Source organism: Methanoculleus taiwanensis (genome assembly GCF_004102725.1).
GTDB lineage: Archaea > Halobacteriota > Methanomicrobia > Methanomicrobiales > Methanoculleaceae > Methanoculleus_A > Methanoculleus_A taiwanensis.
Map to the genome: position 1 here is coordinate 899,332 of NZ_LHQS01000001.1, position 18,937 is coordinate 918,268.

Below are 18,937 nucleotides of genomic sequence, written 5' to 3' on the forward strand. Positions count from 1 at the left end.
TGTCTATTCTTTCTGCTGCGACGGATCGAGCGGTATACTGTCGAGCCCGGTGAAGATCTCGTCCTCGAACTCTGCGGGTTCTCCGGGATGCGCGAGCGACTCCTCCGCAGCTCTCCGTTCGGTGATCTCGATCTCGTGGAGCAGGCGCCGGAGCTGCTGGTTCGCCTCGTCGAGTTCCAGTGTGCGTTCCTCCACCAGATCCTCGAGGTGCTCGCGGTACCGCCGGAGTTCCTCCTCGGCGCGTCGCCGCTCGGTGATGTCACGGAGGATCACCATCAGTTGCCTCTCGCGGAGCGGCACTATCCGCGCCTCGAAACACCGCCGCCCATCGGGGAGGCGGAGCGAGAACTCCTGCGACGTTATTGTCTCCCCTTCGAGCGCCCGTGCAATGGCTTCGAGAAAGGCCTGGCCGTCTTCCTGCGGGAGAATCTCCCGGATCTTTCTGCCAAGCAGCACCTGCGGGGAGAACGAGAGATCCGCCTTCTCTCCCGCCCTGAACTCGAGAATGGTGCTGTCGAAGTTCACCCGGAGATACAGGTCGGGGAACGCATCGATCACCGCTTCGAGCTCGCCTGTTGCCTGTTTAAGTTGCTCCTCGACGGCGCTGCGTTCGGTGATGTCGAGCATGGCAAGGAGGGTTGCCCCCCCCTCGAGGTCAGTCGACCGGATCTCAATCTCCCTGACCCTGCCGTCGCCGCAGACGACGCTGAAGACGCCGGGTCTTCTGTTCCTGATGATCTGCTCGTTCCAGGCATCGAGTACCTTTGCCCTGTACATCGGATTCGGGTGCACCCGGGTAAACCAGGTGAGCAGGTCCGGAACATCCTCGATCGAGTAGATCGTGATCGCGGTGAACGTCCGGTTTGCATAGATGCTTCTGCCGTCAGCATCGAGGAGGAGAATCGCGTAGGGAGCGCTCTCGAGGGCGCTGATGAGGGTGGTCTTATCGATTCCGGGCGACGATGCCTGCTCCACCCGCCTGATCCTCCGGTAGGTATCGATTCGCCCGCCGGATGCCGGCCCGTCCCTGACGACGACACTTGCATACTCGACCTCGCAGAAGCTGCCCGCATCGTCGGCAAAACGAAGTGTCGCCGCCGGAATGTCGCGGTCGGATCGGATCGCCTCGGCGATGGTCTCACAGCACACCGGTTCGTCCGCCAGGCGCGGGGCGAGATAACGTGCGAAAAACTCGCCGGCCTGCATCCCGATGACGCTCTCATGACGGGTACCGAACAAAGCCTCCGCTGAACGGTTCAGGTACCGGATCGTCCGGTCGCCACCGGTGTGGACGATCGCGTACGGGAGTTCGTCGATAAGATGCGGTGTCGCGTTCAATACTGACTTGTTGCGTGTTTCCCTTGATATAGGCATCGCTCTGCTATTCCGTATTTAAATGGTTAAATTTGATTTACCGGGGTGTGCCGGCGGCTTCTATGCCGGTAACCATTCTTCGGCGGTTTTTGATCCGATCCGGCTCCCGATCGGTAACCCGCCGGGATCACCACGTCGCCCTGGCGGTATCGAAGACCTCCGCATATGTGCTCCCCCTAACGGCGATACTCCGGTACCGTGCAAGACCTCTGGCGACCTCATCGTAGGGTATGAGCGAAAGCTGGGTGCGGTGATGCCTGATAGCTTCCGTCTTCCGGTCGATAACGGTTGATACGTCGATTGCCCGGCGATACTCCCGGAGCGGTGTCCAGACCTCATAGAGGCGGATTTCGGTGACGGTATGCTGTCCGCTGCCCATCTCCTGGAAGTACGGTGTCGACGCCCTGCGGCAGGCATCCAGAGTCGCTGCGGCAAGAGCACGGTGATCGGGATGGGCGTCTTCCTGATGGTGCACATAAACGATCTCCGGCCGCTCCGACCGGATGATCTTCCCGAGTTCGGTCACCAGATCGTAGCCTGCATATGCAAGTTGTCCATCACTGAATGGAAGAAAAATCAGTCTTTTCGCGCCCAGAACCGCTGCGGAATGCTCGGCCTCGGTCCTGCGGAGGGGCATAAGCTGATCCTTCGGGATAGTCGCCGAGCCTGCTGCCCCGTCCGTGGCGTATACAACCGTTACGTCGTCACCGGAATCAGCGTGAAGGATCAGGCTCCCTCCGCACCCGATATCCGGATCGTCCTGGTGTGCACCAATTGCAAGAATCCTCATACGATCACTGATCGATGAGGAGGTTCATTGGTTTTGCGCAACAGTCTGCCGGGCTGAGGGTCCCGGTCAGTCCTGCCTGATGCCGAGCGTCTGCATGCAGAACTGATCGACGGCGGTAATGAGGGTGCCCCTCGCCCGCTTTGCCCGTTCCGGGTCGTCGCGGTGTGCATCACGGAAGATGTACTCGAGCGCGGTCATGAAGTGATTCCTCTTCCCGAAGGCCTTCTTCGCCTCCAGAAAGCAGAGGTGGGCTTCGTTCTGCCGGTTGCACATCAGCTCGAAGGCTATATCGAGCAGCAGGAGCAGGCGGGAGGGGAACTCTTTGAGGAGTGCCAGCTTTCGGAAACTGTAGTACGACGACGGCTGCGCCCCGAAGACAGCGAGTTTCAGCCCGAAGTATATCGGTTCGTGATCGTCCGGGTACTGCTGCATCATCTGTTTGACGATGGCTGCGGCCGCGTTGCCGTCCCGCTGTTCTATCCGGAGGGTGAACGCCTCCGTCAGGAAATACTTGTCGTCGTGGAACCGTTCGGTGGCGAGCGCGACGAGGCGCTGCCGTCGCTGCGTATCTTCATCGAGCCTCGCCTTCCGGATCCCGAGGCGGAGAAACTCCGGCTCGCTCGGGAACCATTCGACCGCCTGCTCCTGCATGAACCAGAAGATTTTGTCGAGCTGCGAGTCCTTCTGGTTAAAGAGGATGAGGCGGTTCTGTGGGGGGTTCGCCCGAATAAGCGTGATCATCTCCTCGCGGGCGTGTAGTTCCATATTCCCCGGGCGAAACGGGGTTAGTGGCTTTGCGGCCGGTTTCTGGTGCTGGCCGAGCCGGTAAAAGCAGTAGGCGATGGCGGTATTGATGCGGGCGTCGGCGTTCCGGTGTTTTATCAGGTAATCGAGCGCCTGGCTGAAGTTTCCGCTGTTCATCAGTTTCAGCCCGGCGATGACGTCGAGGGTTGCCCTGCCTTTCCGGCGCCGCTTGTTGCCCATTGCGTGGCGGAGCACCTTTTCGAGAAAGTCCACATCGGGCTGGTGCCGGATCGTATTGAGGAGCTTTAAGGTGACGGCATCGATGAACTCGTCGTACTCCCGGTCGGGCAGCGACGGGAACGATCGGTCGAGAGACGCAGCAACGTGGCCGAAGAATACCGGGAGATTCATCTCGATCGTGTCGATATTCCTCTCGATATACTCGGACATGGAGGCTTCCAGCTGATCGAGTCTCCGGCTCTGGACGGCATCGGGTTGCCACGGCTCCTCCATATTACGTACATGGTTGGGCGATGAAGGGATATTGTTTATTATTTACGCGGCCGCCGCGGCCGGGCGCTGTTCCACGAAACACAAGGTTATTATTTCCCCCGAAACCTTGATTGATCGAGATCTGTTTATGCGATTTATGGAGTTTTCTCGTTATTGCGAGCAGCTTGAGGGTATATCCGGCCGCCTTGAGATGATCGATCTCGTGAGCGGCGTTCTTCCATCGCTCACGGACGAGGAACTCCCTATATTTGTTCGTTTCATCATGGGGCGGGTCTTCGCCGACTGGAGCCCGCTGAAACTCGGTGTGGGGCCGAATCTCCTCTACGAGGCCGTAGCCAACGTTGCCGGGACAAAGAAGGAGGTTGTGCGGGAGACTATCAATACGCTCGGCGATGCCGGCCTCGCCGTCGAGCAGCTCTTCGCCACCAAAGAGCAGAAGGTTATTATCTCCCCCGAAGAGCTCGACCTCATCGAGGTCTACCGCGACCTCGAGCGGATGGCGGTCGCCGGGGGGCACCGTTCGCAGCGGGAGAAGACCCGGGTGGCGGAACGGCTCTTTGCGAACGCCCGGCCGCTCGAAGGGCGGTATCTCTCCCGTCTGATGCTGGAAGAACTCCGGATCGGGATGGGCGAGGGGAACGTCCGTGACGCTATCGCAAAAGCCTTCGCAGTCGACGTTTCCCTCGTCGAGCACGCTCACCAGGCGATGAACGATCTTGGTGAGGTCGCTCTCCTTGCTCGGCGGGGGGCGGATGCCCTCGCAGAGGTGAAGATCGAACTCTTCCGCCCCGTGAAGATGATGCTCGCCCAGCAGGGGACGATCACCGAGCGGATTGAGGAGTACGGGGACGTGGCGGTCGAGTACAAGTACGACGGCAGCAGGTTCCAGTTCCACAAACAGGGTGATACGTGCCGGATCTATTCCCGGAGGCTCGAGGACGTGACAGCTTCCCTCCCCGATATCGCCCGGCTGCTTATGGCCGCAACAGACCGCGACGTGATCCTCGACGGCGAGGCGATCGCGATCAAGGACGGCCGGCCGATGCCGTTCCAGTACGTCATCAGGCGATTCCGGCGAAAGCACCGGATCGACGCGATGATGGAAGAGATCATGCTCGTTCCGCGGGTCTTTGATATTCTCTACCTCGACGGCGAGACGCTGATCGATCTCCCCCTCTCCGAGCGGCGGGAGAAGCTCGAAGAGGTGCTCTCCGAACATATCGCCCCGCAGGTCAGGACGGCCGACGCCACGGCGGCCGAAGGAATCTATGCTGCGGCGCTCGATCTCGGCCATGAGGGCGTGATGGTCAAGGTGCTCGAGTCGCGTTACCTGCCCGGGATCCGGGGGAGGCAGTGGGTGAAAGTGAAACCCGGAGTCGATACGATAGACCTCGTCGTCGTCGGCGCCGAGTGGGGTGAAGGCCGCCGGGCCGGGGTCTTCGGGTCGTTCCTCCTCGCGTGCCAGGACGAGGGACGGTTCCTCACCGTCGGCAAGGTGGCGACGGGCCTTTCTGACGAGATGCTCGCCGAACTCTACGCGCTCCTGAAGGATCGTGTCATCGCCCAGTCGGGAAAAGAGGTGACGCTCGAGCCTGAGTTCGTCTTCGAGGTTGGTTACTCGGAGATCCAGACGAGCCCGAACTACAGCAGCGGATACGCTCTCCGGTTCCCGCGGTTCGTGCGGCTCCGGGAGGATAAAGGCGCGGGCGATATCGAAACGCTCGATGCCGTCCGGGAACGCTACCGGCAGCAGCAGAACGGGGGCGGAGCCGCCCCTTCTTAAAAGTCGAAGAGTGTTTTCTGCGTCTTCAGCTCCGGAACCAGCCTGCTCTCCGGAAGCCAGCGTGCGTTCCCGAGGAGGCGGGAGGCAGCCGCGACCGCTTCGTCGAGGGTGGCATAGGTGCCCGCCGGGTTCTTCATCGCGGCCCGCGCCGCCTCCCTGACCACCCAGGTGCCGAGAGGCGCCCAGTATTCGCTCGAGATGCTGCGGAGCACGATGACCCGTGCCGAACGCCTGATGCTCTCCAGGTACTCCGTCACCGCCAGGCGGGCCGAGTAGTAGGCGCCTGCGAGAGGCGAGTAGCCCGTCTTCTTTTGCCCCTCGCCGTCGACCGCTATCGTCTCCGTCTCTCCCGACCAGAGTGACCGGCGCCCCCAGATCTCGATCATCTCGTACTTCCAGTCCCCCGGAGCGAGGATGCAGACGATATGGTTCCCGTAGAGCGTACCGTCGAAGAGCCGGTATCCCTCGATCGACGGGTAACGGGTAACACTCTTCTTTAGCCCGGTCGAGACCATATCGTCGACCGCCGTGATCGCCCAGCGGGTGGGAACGATGCGGCGCTTCTTCCCGAGGAGTCCCGTCGTGAGGAGTTCCGTGATGCGGTAGACGTCGATCGACGACTCGTGGAGGAGGTTGCAGGCATCCACTGCGGGAAGGTCGGTGTCGGAGGTGATCTTATCCACCGCCCGCTCGACCCGGGCGTTGTCGATGATATCCATCTTCCTGATAGCCCCGGAAAGGCCTACCGGCGCAACCGTTCCGTCGAACCTGACGTCGACCGCGACCGGCTTTGTGAATCGCACCTCGACGTCGAGGGGGCTGCTCGAGAGCGCGATCTCCTGCATGTTGTCGACGACCCGCGCAACCTCCGACGTCCCGCGGATCGTCCGGGCTCGCAGGCCGACGATATCGTCTATCGAGAGGCCGCGGTCGACCCAGACCGGGGGGGTGTCGGGATCGTTGATCAAAAGCGGCCCACCGCTGACGTTCGGGTAGCCGTAACTCCCGACGAAGACCGAGGGCGCCCCGCCCATGTAGTGGTCGGAGGGTTTCACCGCGAGCTGGGCATGGAATCGGCTGATGACCGGGCAGCGTTCAAGCCCGCAAAGTCCCTTCTTTCCCTTGCACTCAGCGCACCGCACCGTTTCCTCCCCGCCTGTCGACCGTTATCCGCACCCGCCCGCCGAGATGTTCGAGTGTTCCTGCGACCCACTCCTCCCAGGATACAGGCTCCTCACCGAGTGATGCAGCGATCTCGCACCCGAGATCGTCGTCGCGTTCTCCTGCTGTCTCCACCACGACCGAGCCTGGTGCATACCCGGCCTGGATGATATCGTCGCCGTCGCCGTCGATGACGCCGAAGACGGGGATGCCATGGTGGGCGCAGATATGCCCGCAGACGGCGGTGGTGTCGTCGCCGATACTGAGCACACCGGCGACGCCCTCCGCTATCTCGCGGTAGAGCGTATGGCCGGCGTGATCGATCACAGCGATCCGTCCCGTCTCGCGTGCCCGTCCGGCATGCCTGGGCACTGCCGACCGGACACGGCCGCTCTTGCACCAGGCGGCGGCAAGGTCGGGGACTCCTCCCCGGAGCAGTTTCTCGACGCCGTGCTGCTTGAGGTCGATCCCGGCGATCGCTTCGATGGTGCCGCTCCCGGATGCCAGCACCACCGTCTCTGCGGTCGCCGTCCCGATAACAACCCCGTTGACGAAGACGGCCTCACCCGGAATGCACCCCCGGATGGTGCGCCCCTCTCCTTTCGTCCCGGCAGATCCGGCTGCTTCCACGATCGGAAACCCGGTCAGGTCGGCGAGGTCTCCGGCAAGCCGGCGGTCACCTTCGTTCCAGACGAAGATCGTCCGGTTTGAGCATTCGACATGGACGAGACCGCGCCCTTCCGGCAGGCGGCCTGCGACAAGCTCGCCGAATATCCGTCCGGACGCTGGTGTCTTCCCGCGGTTGACGAGGAACGCCCGCCCCTGCTCGGCGGCGAGCACGATGCTCGGCCGTGTGTCGGTGCACCGGACGGGGCGACCCGAGGCCTCTGCCGCACACCGGCCCATCACCCCGGCGACCAGAATCCCGCGAGGCCGTACGAGATCTGCGAGCCATCCGGCGTCGCCGCTATCGAAGGCTTCCGGGCCGTGCACGACCATGACCGTGTCCGATGCCGGTGTTCCTGTGTGTTTCTGCCGGTTCATCCTGTCTATCGTCACCGTCCTGACGTGTCGGGTCTCGGGAGATAGGGCACCAGCGCGGCGGCGAGTTTCGCGAGATCCATCGACTGCAGGATAACCTTCCCCGGCCCCGTCAGCGTGGTCAGGAAAAGCCCTTCACCGCCGAAGAGGACGGTCGATACACCGCCGGCCATGGCGATGCTGTAATCGACGGTCTTCTCGAATCCCACAACGAGCCCGGTCTCCACCTTCACGACCTCGCCCGGGGCGAGGGTCATCTCGATGACGTCACCGCAGCAGTGGAGAAATGCCGACCCCGTTCCGGAGAGGCGCTGGAGGACGAATCCTTCTCCGCCGAAGAATCCCGACCGGAGCTTCTTGGTGAAGGCGATATCGAGGTCGATCCCGTGTTCCGAGCAGAGGAAGGCGTCTTTCTGGGCGAGGAACTCGCCCTCCTTCAGGGTTATCGGGAAGATCTTGCCGGGAATGTTGCCGGCGAAAGAGACGTAGCCTTCGCCGCCCTGCGGGGTGAACTCGGTCACGAAGAGGCTCTCGCCGCTGACCATGCGTTTCAGCCCCTTAAAGAGCCCGCCCTTCATGTTGGTCGTAAGCTGCATGTTCCCGCTCATATTCACCATGGCGCCTGCCTCGGCATAGATACTCTCGCCCGCCCCGAGGTGAAGCGTGACCATCTGGAGATTATCTCCCGTTATCTCGTAGCGCATTGTATATCCTCTGGTATCTATTCGGTATAATTGGTTCTCCCCGCCGATAATTTCGACGGCCGGGCAGGAACTGCCGGTATCCCGTTATGTGAGGTGCTGATCGCCGTTTTCCCGGAATATTTCACCCATTCAAAAAAGGCAGGTTTATAATGGCCTGAATCAATAGCCGGCCATTCTCAACCTTTAAATGGATGAACCGGAGTATACATCGCTCGTGAGAATGATCCTGCACGATCCCGTTCCGCGAAATGACCGGATAGTCGGTGCGTATATCACCGAGACCGTCGCCCGCGAGATACTCGAGAGGCAGGGGTATGCCTGCGCCGCCTGCGGGACGGCGGTTACGGCGGATGGGGCGCACTTCGATCACATCGTACCCGTTATTCTGGGAGGACAGCACACGGCCCGGAACATGCACGCGCTCTGTCTCCTCTGCCATCACCGGATGATGCTCCTCCAGCGGGACTGGTTCGCCCGTCGGAGTGACGAAGAGCCAAAGGCATAAGTATTTCGAGGCCTCACCGGTCATCGATGGCATGTGACGACCTCGAAGTGCCGCAGCAGCAGTGGAACTCGACGACCATGAGCCTGCTTGACGGTGCACTATCCCTGGTGACCGACCCCTGCCGTCCCGGCGCAGCCATCTCCGGGTGCTGCCCGCCCCGGCGATCGGCGACCATGCAGTTTCTCGATTCTCTGCTTACCCCCGGAACAGTTCCGAATACCGTCGGGTCGTTCGCGGTGATGGTGCTCGTCATGCCGCGGGTGCCGGTGCCGTTCCGGCTGACCGCGACGGCGGCGGGTATGGCGTCCGGGCTGATCTTCCGGGAGTAACGGTTCTCAGCCGCCGCTCTACTGCCTTTTCTTTCTGCCTGACGATGCGGGCCCGTCCCGGTTCCGCCCGGCAAGGCAGGTCCAGCCGCTGCCGATGAGATCCTCCCGCCCGATCGACCGGAGCCCTTCGCAGACGAGACCGTAATTCTTCGGATCGCGGTACTGCAGGAGGGCGCGCTGAATCCGTTTCTCCCGTCCTTTGGGGACGTGGACGGGCTGCAGGGTGAAGGGGTCGAGCCCGGTGTGGTACATCGCGGTGGAGAGGCTCATCGGGGTCGGGGTGAAGTCCTGCACCTGCTCGGTGTAGAGGCCGGTTTCTCGAATGTACTCGGCGAGTTCCACCATATCCTGAACGCTGCATCCCGGGTGGCCCGAGATGAAGTAGGGCACGAGGTACTGCCGCTTCTGCTTTCCCGCCTGCCTGCTTTCGAACCGTTTCCGGAAGCTTTCGAAGACCTCTTTTCGCGGTTTGTGCATCAGGTCCGTCACCTTCTCCGCGACATGTTCGGGTGCGACCTTCAGGTGACCGGAGATGTGATACTCGGAGAGTTCGTCGAGGAACGTATCGTCCTCCGCCGGGAGAAGGTCGTAGCGGATCCCCGACCCGATGAAGACCCGTTTTACCCCGGGGATCTCACGGAGCCGTCGGAGCAGGTCCCGGTACCGGGCAGCGTCCGCCGCAAGCGTCGGGCACGAGGAGTCACAGCGCCGATCTATGCACGCTCCCTGCTCCTCCCAGCGGCTGCAGGCCATGCCGTACATATTGGCGGTAGGTCCGCCGACGTCCTGGATGACCCCCCGAAAGCCCCGCATCTTTGTTATCCGTTCGACCTCGCGGACGACGGACTCGATACTCCGGCTCTGGATGATCCTGCCCTGATGGTGGGTGAGGGCGCAGAACGAGCAGGAACCGAAGCATCCCCGGTGGCTGGTCACCGACCACCGGACCGGTTCGAGTGCCGGCACGGGTTCGGCGTAGGAGGGATGGGCCTCCCGACTATACGGGAGCTCGTAGATACGGTCGAGCTCGGCGCTGGTGAGGGGGAGTGCCGGCGGGTTCTGGATGACCACAGTCTTCGGGTGCGGCTGTGCGACCGGTCGGCCGCGGACGGGATCCTGCTCCCGGTAGTGGGCGGCGAACGCCCGTGCATAGGCATACCTGTCCTCTTTGACCTCGGTGTATCCCGGCAGGACGACGAACGGGTCGTGGTCGGCCTCCCTCCACGCCCGGACTTCCGTCCGGTAGGCGGTGCCGCGGATATCGGTGAGGTCGGAGATTGCTTCTCCGGCACGGAGGCGGCGTGCTATCTCCGTGACCTGCCGCTCGCCCATGCCGTAGACGAGGAGATCTGCGGGAGCGTCGGCGAGGATGGACTGCCGGACAGAGTCCGACCAGTAGTCGTAGTGGGCGAACCTGCGGAGGCTCGCCTCGATGCCGCCGACGACGATCGGGGTGTCCGGGAAGAGGGCGTGGAGCCGGTTTGTGTAGACGATCGTTGCCCGGTCGGGCCGCCGCGGTCTCCCGCCCGGTGAGTAGACGTCGCTCTTCCTCCGTTTCAGGTTCGGGGTGAAGTGGTTCACCATTGAGTCGACGTTCCCGGCCGAGACGGCGAAGAAGAGGCGGGGTCTCCCGAGCCTCGTAAAGTCGCTCTCCCCTGTCCAGTCGGGCTGCGCGATGATCCCGACCGAATAGCCGGCGTCTGTGAGCACTCTCCCGAGGAGCGCCGCTCCGAACGAGGGGTGATCGACGTAGGCATCTCCGGAGACGATGACGACATCGAACTCACCGACGCCGGGTGAGCCCCGCTCGTTCACCGACATGGGCAGGTGGCGCGGCTGAATGGTGCTGGAAGCGGTCGTCACGGCTGCTCTGCTCCGGGTTCTCCGGGCGGCTCCGGTTCGAGCGTCCGTTCGAAGACCGGCAGAGAAACCCCGGTCTTCTCGTCAGGAAGCCTTACGGCCTGTATGCCGATGAACTCGGTGAGGATCGCCTCTACCACGAGGTATACGCCGACGGTGTTCCGGAGGCACCCGGTCAGCGACGTTATGCCTCTCCCGGCAGCCGCATGGAGGTGGATTGAAGGCCCTTCCGTGCCCGGGTAGACGGTTCCGAACCCGAGGAGTTCCCAACCGCCGTAGATATTCTCGTGGTGGGGCACCGGCGGGATAACCGGCTCTTTCGGCCCCGTGACGAGCTGCCCTTCCCGGAGTGCGCCGAGGAGCTGGATAGTCCCGGTCTGCACGTCCACCGCCCGGACGAAGCGCCGGAGTTCGGTGAGCAGATCCTCTCCGTCGTCGAACCGGATTGTAAAAACCCTGCCGATATGGCCCTGCGAATACTGCATACAAATCGTCCTTATTGCTGTTAGATGAACGCTCCGTGGTATTAATATTCGTGGCTCGCCGGAGCTCCCGGGCAGCGTACCCGGGATCACCTTCATTACTCTCCGTGCCCATTCACCGTTTCATGTCTGCCGGAGGAGCCATGCCCGGGGTGGCCAGGATCGGGGAGATCGAGTACCTGCGGGGTTTTGCTATCCTCGCAGTCGTCGCCGTCCACGTCTCCGCCTTCTTCACCGAGGTCGCCCGGTTCGATACTCTTGCGGCTGTGAACCTCGGCGTCTATATCGCCACGCACTTTGCGGTTCCGCTCTTCCTCTTCATATCCGGGTTCGTCCTCACGCTCAGGTACCAGGGCACCTACCCGCTATCCCGTTTCTACAAAAGGCGGTTCATGACGATAGGGCCGCCGTATCTCCTCTACTCCGGCGTATACATTCTTCTCCCTGCTCTCGGCGCCCTCTACCTCACCGGAACATTGCAGCTGCCCTCCGTCGACACAGCCCTGGCTGCCTTCCTGACGGGCACCGGCCACTACCATCTCTGGTTCTTTGTTCTGATCGCCCAGTTTTACCTGCTCTTCCCGCTCATCTTCCGGGGCTATGTCGCCGTCGAGCGACCCGGGGCGGTGTTATTCCTGCTTCTTACGCTGCTCTTCGTGCAGACCCTCTGGAATGTCGGCGCACACCTTATCGGGGCGTATGCAGGAACGGTCTGGTACTCGGTGCTGATACGGATCTTCGTCTCGCACCTTTTCTGGTTCGTCCTCGGTATCGCCACCTGCCGGCATTACGATACGTTCCTCGAGATCAGGCGCCGTCTCCCCTGGCAGGCGATGCTCGGAGTCTCTGTCTCCGTCACGGTCCTTCTCACCGCGATGTGGTCGATCGGGATCGCCGAATCCGGAAGTTTCAGCACCGTCTCACCGGCATACTTCTGTGTCTACAGGATAGCAGAACCGCTCATGTATCTGCCGATCTTTCTCGTTCTCTTCACCGCCGCGCAGCGCCTGGCTCCCTCGGCATCCCGCAGTTCGACCGCTCTTCGCAGCATCGGCGAACACTCCTACGGCATTTACCTCATCCACCCGCTCGTCATCGCGATACTGCTCGGCGTTTTCGCAGAGCTGAGCCTCGGCTACTCCTCGTGGCTCTTCTACCCGGTGCTCTTCGTTGCGACGGTTGCGATAACCTACGGCTTTGTGCGGGCGCTCGGGGCTCTGCCCGGGAGCGGTCTTGCTCTCGGGGTGCGGCGAAGCGATCCGGCGGCGGCTGTGGGCGAAAAGAGGCGTGGCTCCGCAGGCGGTTCACCGGAGGAGCTCTGAGCCCTTCGCCCCTGTCCGGGGGGGTTTTTACACCGGTTGTGCCATCTGCGGTCTCACGTCCGAGACATTGGCCGAGTACACCCGGTACGTCGTAACCTCAGGCGGAGACGAGATGTATTCCGTAAGATCGCGGGAGGCCTCCTGGAAGAGTCCCTGCATGGAGGACCTCGCCGCCTCTTCGTTCTCCCAGAGGCTGATGGCGGTCATGGAGTCCGGGTTCTCCTGCGGCATCAGGAAGAGGTGCCCCATAAAGCCGTCTGTTTTCTGTGCGTTCGCCTTAATCTGTTCGATTGCGTTAAAAGCGCTCTCACGCCGACCGCTCTTGAACTTCCATACTGACATTCGTGCAACTACCATGGTGATCGGAGGCCTCCATACGGGGCATCCGTATTATGCCTTGCGCTTCACCGAAACTGGAGGCTCAATCTATTCATCTATGATCCGTGACGGGGTGCAGCGTTGCTGGGTCTTTGAAGAGGCAGCCGCGCTCTATGGCATCCCGGAAGAGTGTGGAGGAAGTTATTGCAGCCGTTCCGGGAGCGCTCCAAACAGGAGGACATTCGAGAGGCGTTGAGAACATATCGGAAGGCGAATCCCGATAAACGGCTCGGCATCGCCCTCGGCAACTTCAAGTCGCACCACGCGACTTTCGTCAGGCAGTAGGCCGCTTGTAACTCCGTCTAGTGCACCTTCCCCGCCATACTCGCCGGATCTCAATCCCATCGAGCAGGTCTGGCGAGCGATCAAGCGGGAGGTCTCGGCAATGTTTGTCAGGGGCTACGAGCACATGATCGCCACGATTGCACGGGCATTTGAGCAACTGGCGGAGAAGAAAGCCTACTGGGAGAAATTGGTGAAGATGTTCTTGAGTCCAAAGTATGCTTCAAAGATGTTGAGTCAGTAACTATACTCTTGATAAACATCTTAAGGAAAGGTTTGAAATGTGGAAAGGATGTTAATTGATAATTCTTCCAATTAACAGTTTTAGAATTTGAGAATTCAGGTTGTTTCCAAAATCAATAGGAGTCGAACTCTTGTCGGAACCTTGATGATGGACTGATTTGAACATTGGGAGCAAATAAGATGGAGAACGAAATCAAATTATTCTATGATTTAATGGCAGAAAGAACCGCCGATGAATGGTATGGTGAAGATATACTGAAACCAACAATACAAGATTTTCTTTCATTGCTGCCGCCAAGTCCACAAATTCTTGACCTTGGTTGCGGCCCTGGTCATGAAAGCATGAGATTGAGCCAGGCGGGAGCAAAAGTTGTAGGTGTTGATTTCAGTAAAAAATGCATTGATATTGCACGCCAACATTGTCCTCAATGCAAATTTGCAATAGAGGATTTTCGTTTTTTAGATGATGTATATGGAAGGTTTGAAGGAGTTTTTGCCTGTGCATCATTGGTCCATATAGGTCCCAGCGAATTGGGAGTAGTTTTGAGTAATATTAAAAAAGTACTCGTTGATGGTGGCTACGTTGCCATTATTATTGTTGAGGGAGAAGGGATCAATGAAAAATTCAGTATGCTAGATGTCGATGGAAGAAAACTGAATAGAACGTTTTACTTATATACTCAAAATTACCTGTGCGAAGAGGCTGAAAAAGCAGGGTTGGAATATGTTCGTGAAGGTTATCTTGATGAGAAACTAAGAAAAGATGGTTGGCGGAACTATCTGTTTAAATCTAGATGATATGAAGGATCTCATCCCAGAATTCTCCAGATCATCATGGCACATGCCAGGCGGATTAGCCCGAGGAATGAGTGTTCATAGCGCTCATATCGGGGAGTAACCTTTTTGAACGCCTCAATCCAGCTGAAGAATCGTTCGATGGCGCTGCGCTTTTTGTAAAGTTCCGGATCGAACCAGAATGGCCTTCCTCGCTTCGGGTGTATCCAGGATCTCCGGTTGACGGGGATATTGCTCCTGATTCCCCGGTTCCGGTTGTACTGACGAATCTTCCGGGCATCATGAGCCGCATCTGCCGAGATGATCATTGGTTGCTCCTCCGTCCCGGGAATCGCAAATGCTTCGAGGGTTGGTTCATAGAGCCGGGAGTCATGGACATTGGCGGGTGGAATCGTGCAGGCAAGGGGGAGACCATTTCGATCGACCAGAGCACTCAGCTTGTTCCCGTTCACCTTCTTATAGCCATCATAGCCGGTTGATCCCCCTTTTTAGCCGCGATATCCTTGGTATCGGTGGAACAATGCGTGAGATCGACCTTTCGGATCTCATACCCCGACTGGAGAAGGTCGAGGAAGATCGCCTGGTACACCCCCTTCTCGCAGAGTTCGAGGTGGTACCGATGAACTGTCGATTTCGTGCCGTATTTCTCCGGTACGTCGCGCCAAGTGCAGCCGGTGGTCAGGACGTACAGGATACCGTTGATCAGCCCGCGGGGGTCACGCCGTGGTCGGCCGATGTGCGGCTTCGTTGGAGGAAGGTATTTCCGGATGACTTCCCAGAGATCACCGTCAATTTCCCGGAAGGCCATGACTCCAGGTTTTATTCAAGAGGCCTTATAATTATGGGGTGACCTCAAAATTACTGGCGCTCATATCGTCGATATACTCCCTGGGTTATGCTCCGTTTCGCCATCAGCACGATATATGCCGGCGAATATGGTTGTCGATATCTGGTCTCTGAGAACCACGCTAAAATCAGAAAATAACGGTGAATCAGCCTTGTTTTAAGGCGAGGTGAGAGGTGTTTTCCCTCACCCCGGCACCCGGATCGATGAGGAAGAGGTGACGATCGTTCCCGCTACACCCTCTCCGGGGGTGCATGCCGTTCGACGGTTGTATTCACGATATCCTTTCCCGTTTCCATCGCCCCCGTCAGGCGCTCGATATACTCGCTCCCCACCTCGAGGTACCGGAGCACCTCGTGGGCGAGCGCCATGCAATCGTCGCCGAGCTGCACCAGCCACGTAACGAACTCCCACATGGATGCGGCGGTGCCGAGCACGCTCTCCGGTGCGTCGCGGTCGGGCAGCGAGAGGTTGGCGACTCCCGTGCTCACGGCCGCTACGACGGCGAAGCAGAGCAGGATTACAGAGATCTGCCTCATGCCGCCATCTTACCGGCCGCAAGCTTCGCGATCTCTGTTGCGTCCGCCAGCGTCACCTTTCCGTCCGCGGCAGTATACGCCGTCTGGGTGACGACGACGCTCTTGACGAACCCGACCTCGGCCGTCCCGCCCCTGATCGCACCGTAGCTCTCGTCCGGGATCGTGAGCGGGATGGTGCGGGCTCCTGCCTGTGCCTTTGCTGCGGTGTAGGCCTCGTTTGCCTCGTCATCGGTTGCATACATGGTCGACCGGATCGTTACCGTATCGCCGTTCGTGTTCCTGAGGGCGACGGTCACCGACGATCCCTCGTAGACGGCGCTCTCGAGGTTCCAGGCGGCGGCAAGGTCCTGTGCCGTCACCGCCAGGTCTTCGAGCGCCGCTTGCGTCGCGGGATCGATGGTCGGAACTGCGGCGGCGCCCGACGGGAGGGTGACGTCGGGGCGGGTGATCTCGGGTCTCGCCCCTTCGTCCGCCAGCGCTGTCGAACGGGTGGAGGTGCACCCTGCCGAGAGGACGGCGGAGGTGAGGATGCAGAGGATAAGGAGGATGGAAAGCGACCTGTTCTTCATATACAACGGTACCGTACCGGCTCCAGTTAAGGCCTTCGCTCCGGTATGCCTGCCGGAGGACAAGGCGATTTTCGGTGATGTCAGTAAGGGCGGTATCTTGCGGTCACCGGCGATCCCGTCGAAGGGCTCCGGATGCAGCTCAGGCGATGTGGGGAGAACGATCGGCTCCGGCCGGGAAGGGCGCTGCCGCCACGTCCGTCCCGGGGTTTGCAGCCGTCGTAGAGACCGTCGCCGTCAATATCCGTAGATCTGGCAGGGCTCGTCCTTCGTCAGCGGCAGCGGGACGGGGTCGGTCGGGTACACCATGTACAGCGGCGAGGTGCCCGGGTGTACCGGTGTACACCGCGTGGTGTCACCGAGCGAAGGCGATTCCTGGGGAATGGCATTGATTCGAGACTCAAATGCGGTTTTCGCCCCGACATGTACACCATTCTCCAGAGCACAGACACATGCAGTGTGAGAGGAGCGAGCACGCTGTCCGGACTGTGCCCCCCGATCCTGGTGTACATCAGTACTCTGAGATACGCTTTTTGTACTATACAGAAGAGTATCAGCAGATTCCTCCCCGGTTTCGCCGTTTTGATAGTGGCAGCACGTGGTGTACATACGGTGTACATCTGCTGCCATGGTGTACGTGTCATCACCGTCCTCGTCACTCCGGATTGCAACTCTGCATACTCCTCCGCCCGCTCGTATGCCGCGACCTCCGGAGAGTAATCTCCCTCTGGAGACTCCTGGAAAAATGTGACCCGGCCTTCCTCGCTACGAAACCGTCGCCGCACGAACGATGCTTCTCAAGGAGAGAGAACAACAAAAGAAAGATGGGCTCGCTGAGATTCGAACTCAGGACCTCCGCCATGTCAAGGCGACGTCATAACCAGCTAGACCACGAGCCCGGTGTGCCTTGTGCTCTATACCGTTGATCTCATGGATATATAAGAATTCTCTTTTGCAGTTCCGCGGGGAGAGGCGCCGCCCGCCGGTACGGCCGAAGAAAAGGGGGAAAGAGGTGGTCTTTCTCTAGATCTCTGCATGCTTCGCGGTGTGAATACCGCCGACCGCGCGGACCTCGTCCATGGCGCCCGGGGGAACGTCGCTGTCGACGGTCAGCACCATCAGTGCCTCCTCGCCGGGCTTGTTCCTGCCGACCTGCATCCCCGCAATGTTGACGTTCACCTGCCCGAGGATGGTAGCGACCTTGCCGATAATCCCGGGTTTGTCGGTGTGGCGCGAGATGACGACGTGGCCGGTCGGTGTCAGGTCGGTCATGTATCCGCCGATGCTCACGATACGCGGTTTGTTCTGGCCGGAGAGGTTGCCGCTCACCGACTCGGTCATCCGGTCGGTCTTCACGGTGATCGTGATGATATTCTTAAACCCGTAGGCCTCTTCGGTCGTGGTCTCGCTCATCCGGATCCCGCGCTCTTTCGTCACGAACTCGGCGTTGACGATGTTGATCGGCACCTGCAGGATCGGGTCGAGCAGCCCTTTCAGAGCGGTGCGGGTGATGTACTTCGTGTTCGGTATCCGGGCGATCTCGCCGCCGTAGATGATCTCGACCGACTCGACCGGCCCTTCCACGAGCTGGATTAAGAGCCTGCCCATCTTCTCCGCAAGCCGTGCATAGGGCTCGACGATCTCCGCCTGCTCCGGCGGCACCATCGGCGCATTGACCACGTACTTGGCAGCGCCGCCTTCGAGGACGCTGATGCACTGCCGTGCCACCGAGATGGCCACGTTCTTCTGCGCCTCGACGGTGCTCGCACCGAGGTGCGGCGTGACGATGACCCGGTCGATCTCGAGGAGCGGCGATGCCGTCGGCGGCTCTTCCTCGAAGACGTCGAGTGCCGCTCCGGCGACCTTGCCGCTCTTCACCGCATCGGCAAGGGCTGCTTCGTCGATGATACCGCCGCGGGCGCAGTTGATGATCCGCACGCCGTCCTTCATGGTGGCGATGCTCTTTGCGTTGATGACGTGGCGTGTCTCTTTGATCAGCGGCGTATGCACCGTGATCACGTCGGCCACCCGGAAGAGCTCGTCGAGCGGCAGCAGTTCGACACCGAGTTGTGCGGCACGCTCCTTGCTGATGAAGGGGTCGTAGGCGACGCACTTCATCTCGAGCGCCCGTGCACGCTTCGCCACTTCCTGGCCGATACGGCCGAACCCGACGATCCCGAGCGTCTTGTCGTTCAGCTCGACGCCCATGAATTTCGACCGCTTCCACTCCTTTTTCTTCAAGGATGCGTTCGCCTGGGGGATGTTCCGGGCGAGGGAGAGCATCATCGCCATGGTGTGCTCCGTCGCCGCGAGCGTGTTCCCCTCGGGCGCGTTCGCCACGATGATACCCCTGCGCGTCGCCGCATCCATATCGATATTATCGACGCCGGCACCTGCACGGCCGATGAACCTGATCTTCGCCCCCGCGTCGATGACGCGTGCCGTAACTTCCGTACCGGAGCGCACGAGAAGTGCATCGTATTCTCCGATCGTTTCGACGAGCTGATCCTCGCTCAGATCGGTTCTGACATCCACGTTGCAAAATTCCCGCAGAATGTCGAGCCCTTCATCTGCCAGCGGATCGCTGACCAGCACTCTGTAGCTCACAGTAATAACCCATACTCAATCTGCATCATCGGTATTCATGCTTTTTCTTCCGAAATGTTTTAACTGATGATGAGA

Annotated in this window: 20 protein-coding genes and 1 tRNA gene; 6 read left to right on the top strand and 15 right to left on the bottom strand. The window is 60.3% G+C overall.

What is annotated here, in order from left to right; translation table 11 throughout:
• Nucleotides 1–3: 3 nt before the first annotated feature.
• The 3 genes from ABH15_RS04575 to ABH15_RS04585 all read right to left on the bottom strand — a co-directional run bounded on the left by ABH15_RS04575 (nt 4) and on the right by ABH15_RS04585 (nt 3,421).
• Nucleotides 4–1,338: a PAS domain-containing protein gene (locus tag ABH15_RS04575; RefSeq protein WP_164913632.1), complete on the bottom strand. Its 1,335-nt coding sequence runs from the start codon at nt 1,336–1,338 to the stop codon at nt 4–6.
• A 163-nt stretch (nt 1,339–1,501) separates the two neighbouring features.
• Nucleotides 1,502–2,164 carry a PIG-L deacetylase family protein gene (locus ABH15_RS04580; RefSeq protein ID WP_128693162.1) on the bottom strand — a complete coding sequence of 221 codons (663 nt, stop codon included), beginning with the start codon at nt 2,162–2,164 and terminating at the stop codon, nt 1,502–1,504.
• A 66-nt stretch (nt 2,165–2,230) separates the two neighbouring features.
• Nucleotides 2,231–3,421 carry a hypothetical protein gene (locus tag ABH15_RS04585; protein ID WP_128693163.1) on the bottom strand — a complete coding sequence of 397 codons (1,191 nt, stop codon included), beginning with the start codon at nt 3,419–3,421 and terminating at the stop codon, nt 2,231–2,233.
• Between the two features lie 127 nt (nt 3,422–3,548).
• Between ABH15_RS04585 and ABH15_RS04590 the strand changes: the two genes are divergently transcribed.
• Complete coding sequence (locus ABH15_RS04590) at nt 3,549–5,204, top strand: ATP-dependent DNA ligase (RefSeq protein ID WP_128693247.1); 1,656 nt, start codon at nt 3,549–3,551, stop codon at nt 5,202–5,204.
• Here the strand turns inward: ABH15_RS04590 and ABH15_RS04595 are convergent.
• Genes ABH15_RS04595 through ABH15_RS04605 form a run of 3 tightly spaced genes read right to left on the bottom strand, consistent with a single transcriptional unit; the run spans nt 5,201 to nt 8,110 of the window.
• Complete coding sequence (locus ABH15_RS04595; protein ID WP_128693164.1) at nt 5,201–6,346, bottom strand: Nre family DNA repair protein; 1,146 nt, start codon at nt 6,344–6,346, stop codon at nt 5,201–5,203. The genes ABH15_RS04590 and ABH15_RS04595 overlap by 4 nt on opposite strands.
• Complete coding sequence (locus ABH15_RS04600; protein ID WP_128693165.1) at nt 6,333–7,409, bottom strand: DUF2117 domain-containing protein; 1,077 nt, start codon at nt 7,407–7,409, stop codon at nt 6,333–6,335. Before ABH15_RS04600 ends, ABH15_RS04595 begins: the two co-directional genes overlap by 14 nt.
• An 11-nt stretch (nt 7,410–7,420) precedes the next feature.
• Entirely contained in the window at nt 7,421–8,110 is a 690-nt protein-coding gene (locus ABH15_RS04605) for a TIGR00266 family protein (protein ID WP_128693166.1), read from the bottom strand.
• Nucleotides 8,111–8,330: 220 nt separating this feature from the next.
• On the opposite strand from ABH15_RS04605, the gene ABH15_RS04610 reads away from it, so the two are divergent.
• Nucleotides 8,331–8,615, top strand: a complete 285-nt coding sequence (locus ABH15_RS04610) for an HNH endonuclease (RefSeq protein ID WP_128693248.1) — start codon at nt 8,331–8,333, stop codon at nt 8,613–8,615.
• A gap of 26 nt (nt 8,616–8,641) precedes the next feature.
• Entirely contained in the window at nt 8,642–8,944 is a 303-nt protein-coding gene (locus tag ABH15_RS04615) for a hypothetical protein (RefSeq protein ID WP_128693167.1), read from the top strand.
• Between the two features lie 18 nt (nt 8,945–8,962).
• Here ABH15_RS04615 and ABH15_RS04620 read toward each other — a convergent pair whose 3' ends face one another.
• Together ABH15_RS04620 and ABH15_RS04625 are read right to left on the bottom strand one after the other, a co-directional pair.
• Entirely contained in the window at nt 8,963–10,765 is a 1,803-nt protein-coding gene (locus ABH15_RS04620) for a YgiQ family radical SAM protein (RefSeq protein WP_128693249.1), read from the bottom strand.
• Nucleotides 10,766–10,803: 38 nt separating this feature from the next.
• A complete protein-coding gene (locus tag ABH15_RS04625) occupies nt 10,804–11,289 on the bottom strand; it encodes a PPC domain-containing DNA-binding protein (RefSeq protein WP_128693168.1) in 486 nt (161 codons plus the stop codon).
• Between the two features lie 122 nt (nt 11,290–11,411).
• Here ABH15_RS04625 and ABH15_RS04630 point away from each other — a divergent pair, with 122 nt between their 5' ends.
• Nucleotides 11,412–12,608, top strand: coding sequence for an acyltransferase (locus tag ABH15_RS04630; RefSeq protein WP_128693169.1), 1,197 nt, complete (start codon nt 11,412–11,414; stop codon nt 12,606–12,608).
• A 27-nt stretch (nt 12,609–12,635) separates the two neighbouring features.
• Here ABH15_RS04630 and ABH15_RS04635 read toward each other — a convergent pair whose 3' ends face one another.
• A complete protein-coding gene (locus ABH15_RS04635; RefSeq protein ID WP_128693170.1) occupies nt 12,636–12,950 on the bottom strand; it encodes an antibiotic biosynthesis monooxygenase family protein in 315 nt (104 codons plus the stop codon).
• Nucleotides 12,951–13,206: 256 nt separating this feature from the next.
• On the opposite strand from ABH15_RS04635, the gene ABH15_RS14120 reads away from it, so the two are divergent.
• Together ABH15_RS14120 and ABH15_RS04645 are read left to right on the top strand one after the other, a co-directional pair.
• Nucleotides 13,207–13,512: a transposase gene (locus ABH15_RS14120; protein ID WP_394342490.1), complete on the top strand. Its 306-nt coding sequence runs from the start codon at nt 13,207–13,209 to the stop codon at nt 13,510–13,512.
• A gap of 179 nt (nt 13,513–13,691) precedes the next feature.
• Complete coding sequence (locus ABH15_RS04645) at nt 13,692–14,309, top strand: class I SAM-dependent methyltransferase (protein ID WP_128693171.1); 618 nt, start codon at nt 13,692–13,694, stop codon at nt 14,307–14,309.
• Nucleotides 14,310–14,320: 11 nt separating this feature from the next.
• Here ABH15_RS04645 and ABH15_RS04650 read toward each other — a convergent pair whose 3' ends face one another.
• The 6 genes from ABH15_RS04650 to serA form a co-directional block, all read right to left on the bottom strand.
• Nucleotides 14,321–14,758, bottom strand: a complete 438-nt coding sequence (locus tag ABH15_RS04650) for a transposase (protein ID WP_128693172.1) — start codon at nt 14,756–14,758, stop codon at nt 14,321–14,323.
• On the bottom strand, nt 14,755–15,114 hold the full coding sequence (locus ABH15_RS04655) for a transposase (RefSeq protein ID WP_128693173.1): 360 nt from the start codon (nt 15,112–15,114) through the stop codon (nt 14,755–14,757). The genes ABH15_RS04650 and ABH15_RS04655 overlap by 4 nt, the downstream gene beginning before the upstream one ends.
• 269 nt (nt 15,115–15,383) lie before the next feature.
• The gene (locus ABH15_RS04660) at nt 15,384–15,689 is read right to left on the bottom strand and encodes a hypothetical protein (RefSeq protein WP_128693174.1); all 306 of its coding nucleotides are present in this window, start codon (nt 15,687–15,689) and stop codon (nt 15,384–15,386) included.
• Nucleotides 15,686–16,258, bottom strand: a complete 573-nt coding sequence (locus tag ABH15_RS04665) for a hypothetical protein (RefSeq protein WP_128693175.1) — start codon at nt 16,256–16,258, stop codon at nt 15,686–15,688. The genes ABH15_RS04660 and ABH15_RS04665 overlap by 4 nt, the downstream gene beginning before the upstream one ends.
• Before the next feature lie 822 nt (nt 16,259–17,080).
• A tRNA-Val gene (locus ABH15_RS04670) sits at nt 17,081–17,154 on the bottom strand.
• Between the two features lie 124 nt (nt 17,155–17,278).
• Entirely contained in the window at nt 17,279–18,862 is a 1,584-nt protein-coding gene (gene serA / locus ABH15_RS04675) for a phosphoglycerate dehydrogenase (RefSeq protein WP_128693176.1), read from the bottom strand.
• Nucleotides 18,863–18,937: the final 75 nt, after the last annotated feature.

Excerpts from the sequence above, each read along its gene's own strand:
- ABH15_RS04580 (WP_128693162.1), bottom strand. The coding sequence starts at position 2,164 with ATGAGGATTCTTGCAATTGGTGCACACCAGGACGATCCGGATATCGGG.
- ABH15_RS04585 (WP_128693163.1), bottom strand. The coding sequence starts at position 3,421 with ATGGAGGAGCCGTGGCAACCCGATGCCGTCCAGAGCCGGAGACTCGAT.
- ABH15_RS04590 (WP_128693247.1), top strand. The coding sequence starts at position 3,549 with ATGCGATTTATGGAGTTTTCTCGTTATTGCGAGCAGCTTGAGGGTATA.
- ABH15_RS04600 (WP_128693165.1), bottom strand. The coding sequence starts at position 7,409 with ATGAACCGGCAGAAACACACAGGAACACCGGCATCGGACACGGTCATG.
- ABH15_RS04605 (WP_128693166.1), bottom strand. The coding sequence starts at position 8,110 with ATGCGCTACGAGATAACGGGAGATAATCTCCAGATGGTCACGCTTCAC.
- ABH15_RS04610 (WP_128693248.1), top strand. The coding sequence starts at position 8,331 with ATGATCCTGCACGATCCCGTTCCGCGAAATGACCGGATAGTCGGTGCG.
- ABH15_RS04615 (WP_128693167.1), top strand. The coding sequence starts at position 8,642 with ATGGCATGTGACGACCTCGAAGTGCCGCAGCAGCAGTGGAACTCGACG.
- ABH15_RS04620 (WP_128693249.1), bottom strand. The coding sequence starts at position 10,765 with ATGTCGGTGAACGAGCGGGGCTCACCCGGCGTCGGTGAGTTCGATGTC.
- ABH15_RS04625 (WP_128693168.1), bottom strand. The coding sequence starts at position 11,289 with ATGCAGTATTCGCAGGGCCATATCGGCAGGGTTTTTACAATCCGGTTC.
- ABH15_RS04630 (WP_128693169.1), top strand. The coding sequence starts at position 11,412 with ATGTCTGCCGGAGGAGCCATGCCCGGGGTGGCCAGGATCGGGGAGATC.
- ABH15_RS04635 (WP_128693170.1), bottom strand. The coding sequence starts at position 12,950 with ATGTCAGTATGGAAGTTCAAGAGCGGTCGGCGTGAGAGCGCTTTTAAC.
- ABH15_RS04645 (WP_128693171.1), top strand. The coding sequence starts at position 13,692 with ATGGAGAACGAAATCAAATTATTCTATGATTTAATGGCAGAAAGAACC.
- ABH15_RS04655 (WP_128693173.1), bottom strand. The coding sequence starts at position 15,114 with ATGGCCTTCCGGGAAATTGACGGTGATCTCTGGGAAGTCATCCGGAAA.
- ABH15_RS04660 (WP_128693174.1), bottom strand. The coding sequence starts at position 15,689 with ATGAGGCAGATCTCTGTAATCCTGCTCTGCTTCGCCGTCGTAGCGGCC.
- ABH15_RS04665 (WP_128693175.1), bottom strand. The coding sequence starts at position 16,258 with ATGAAGAACAGGTCGCTTTCCATCCTCCTTATCCTCTGCATCCTCACC.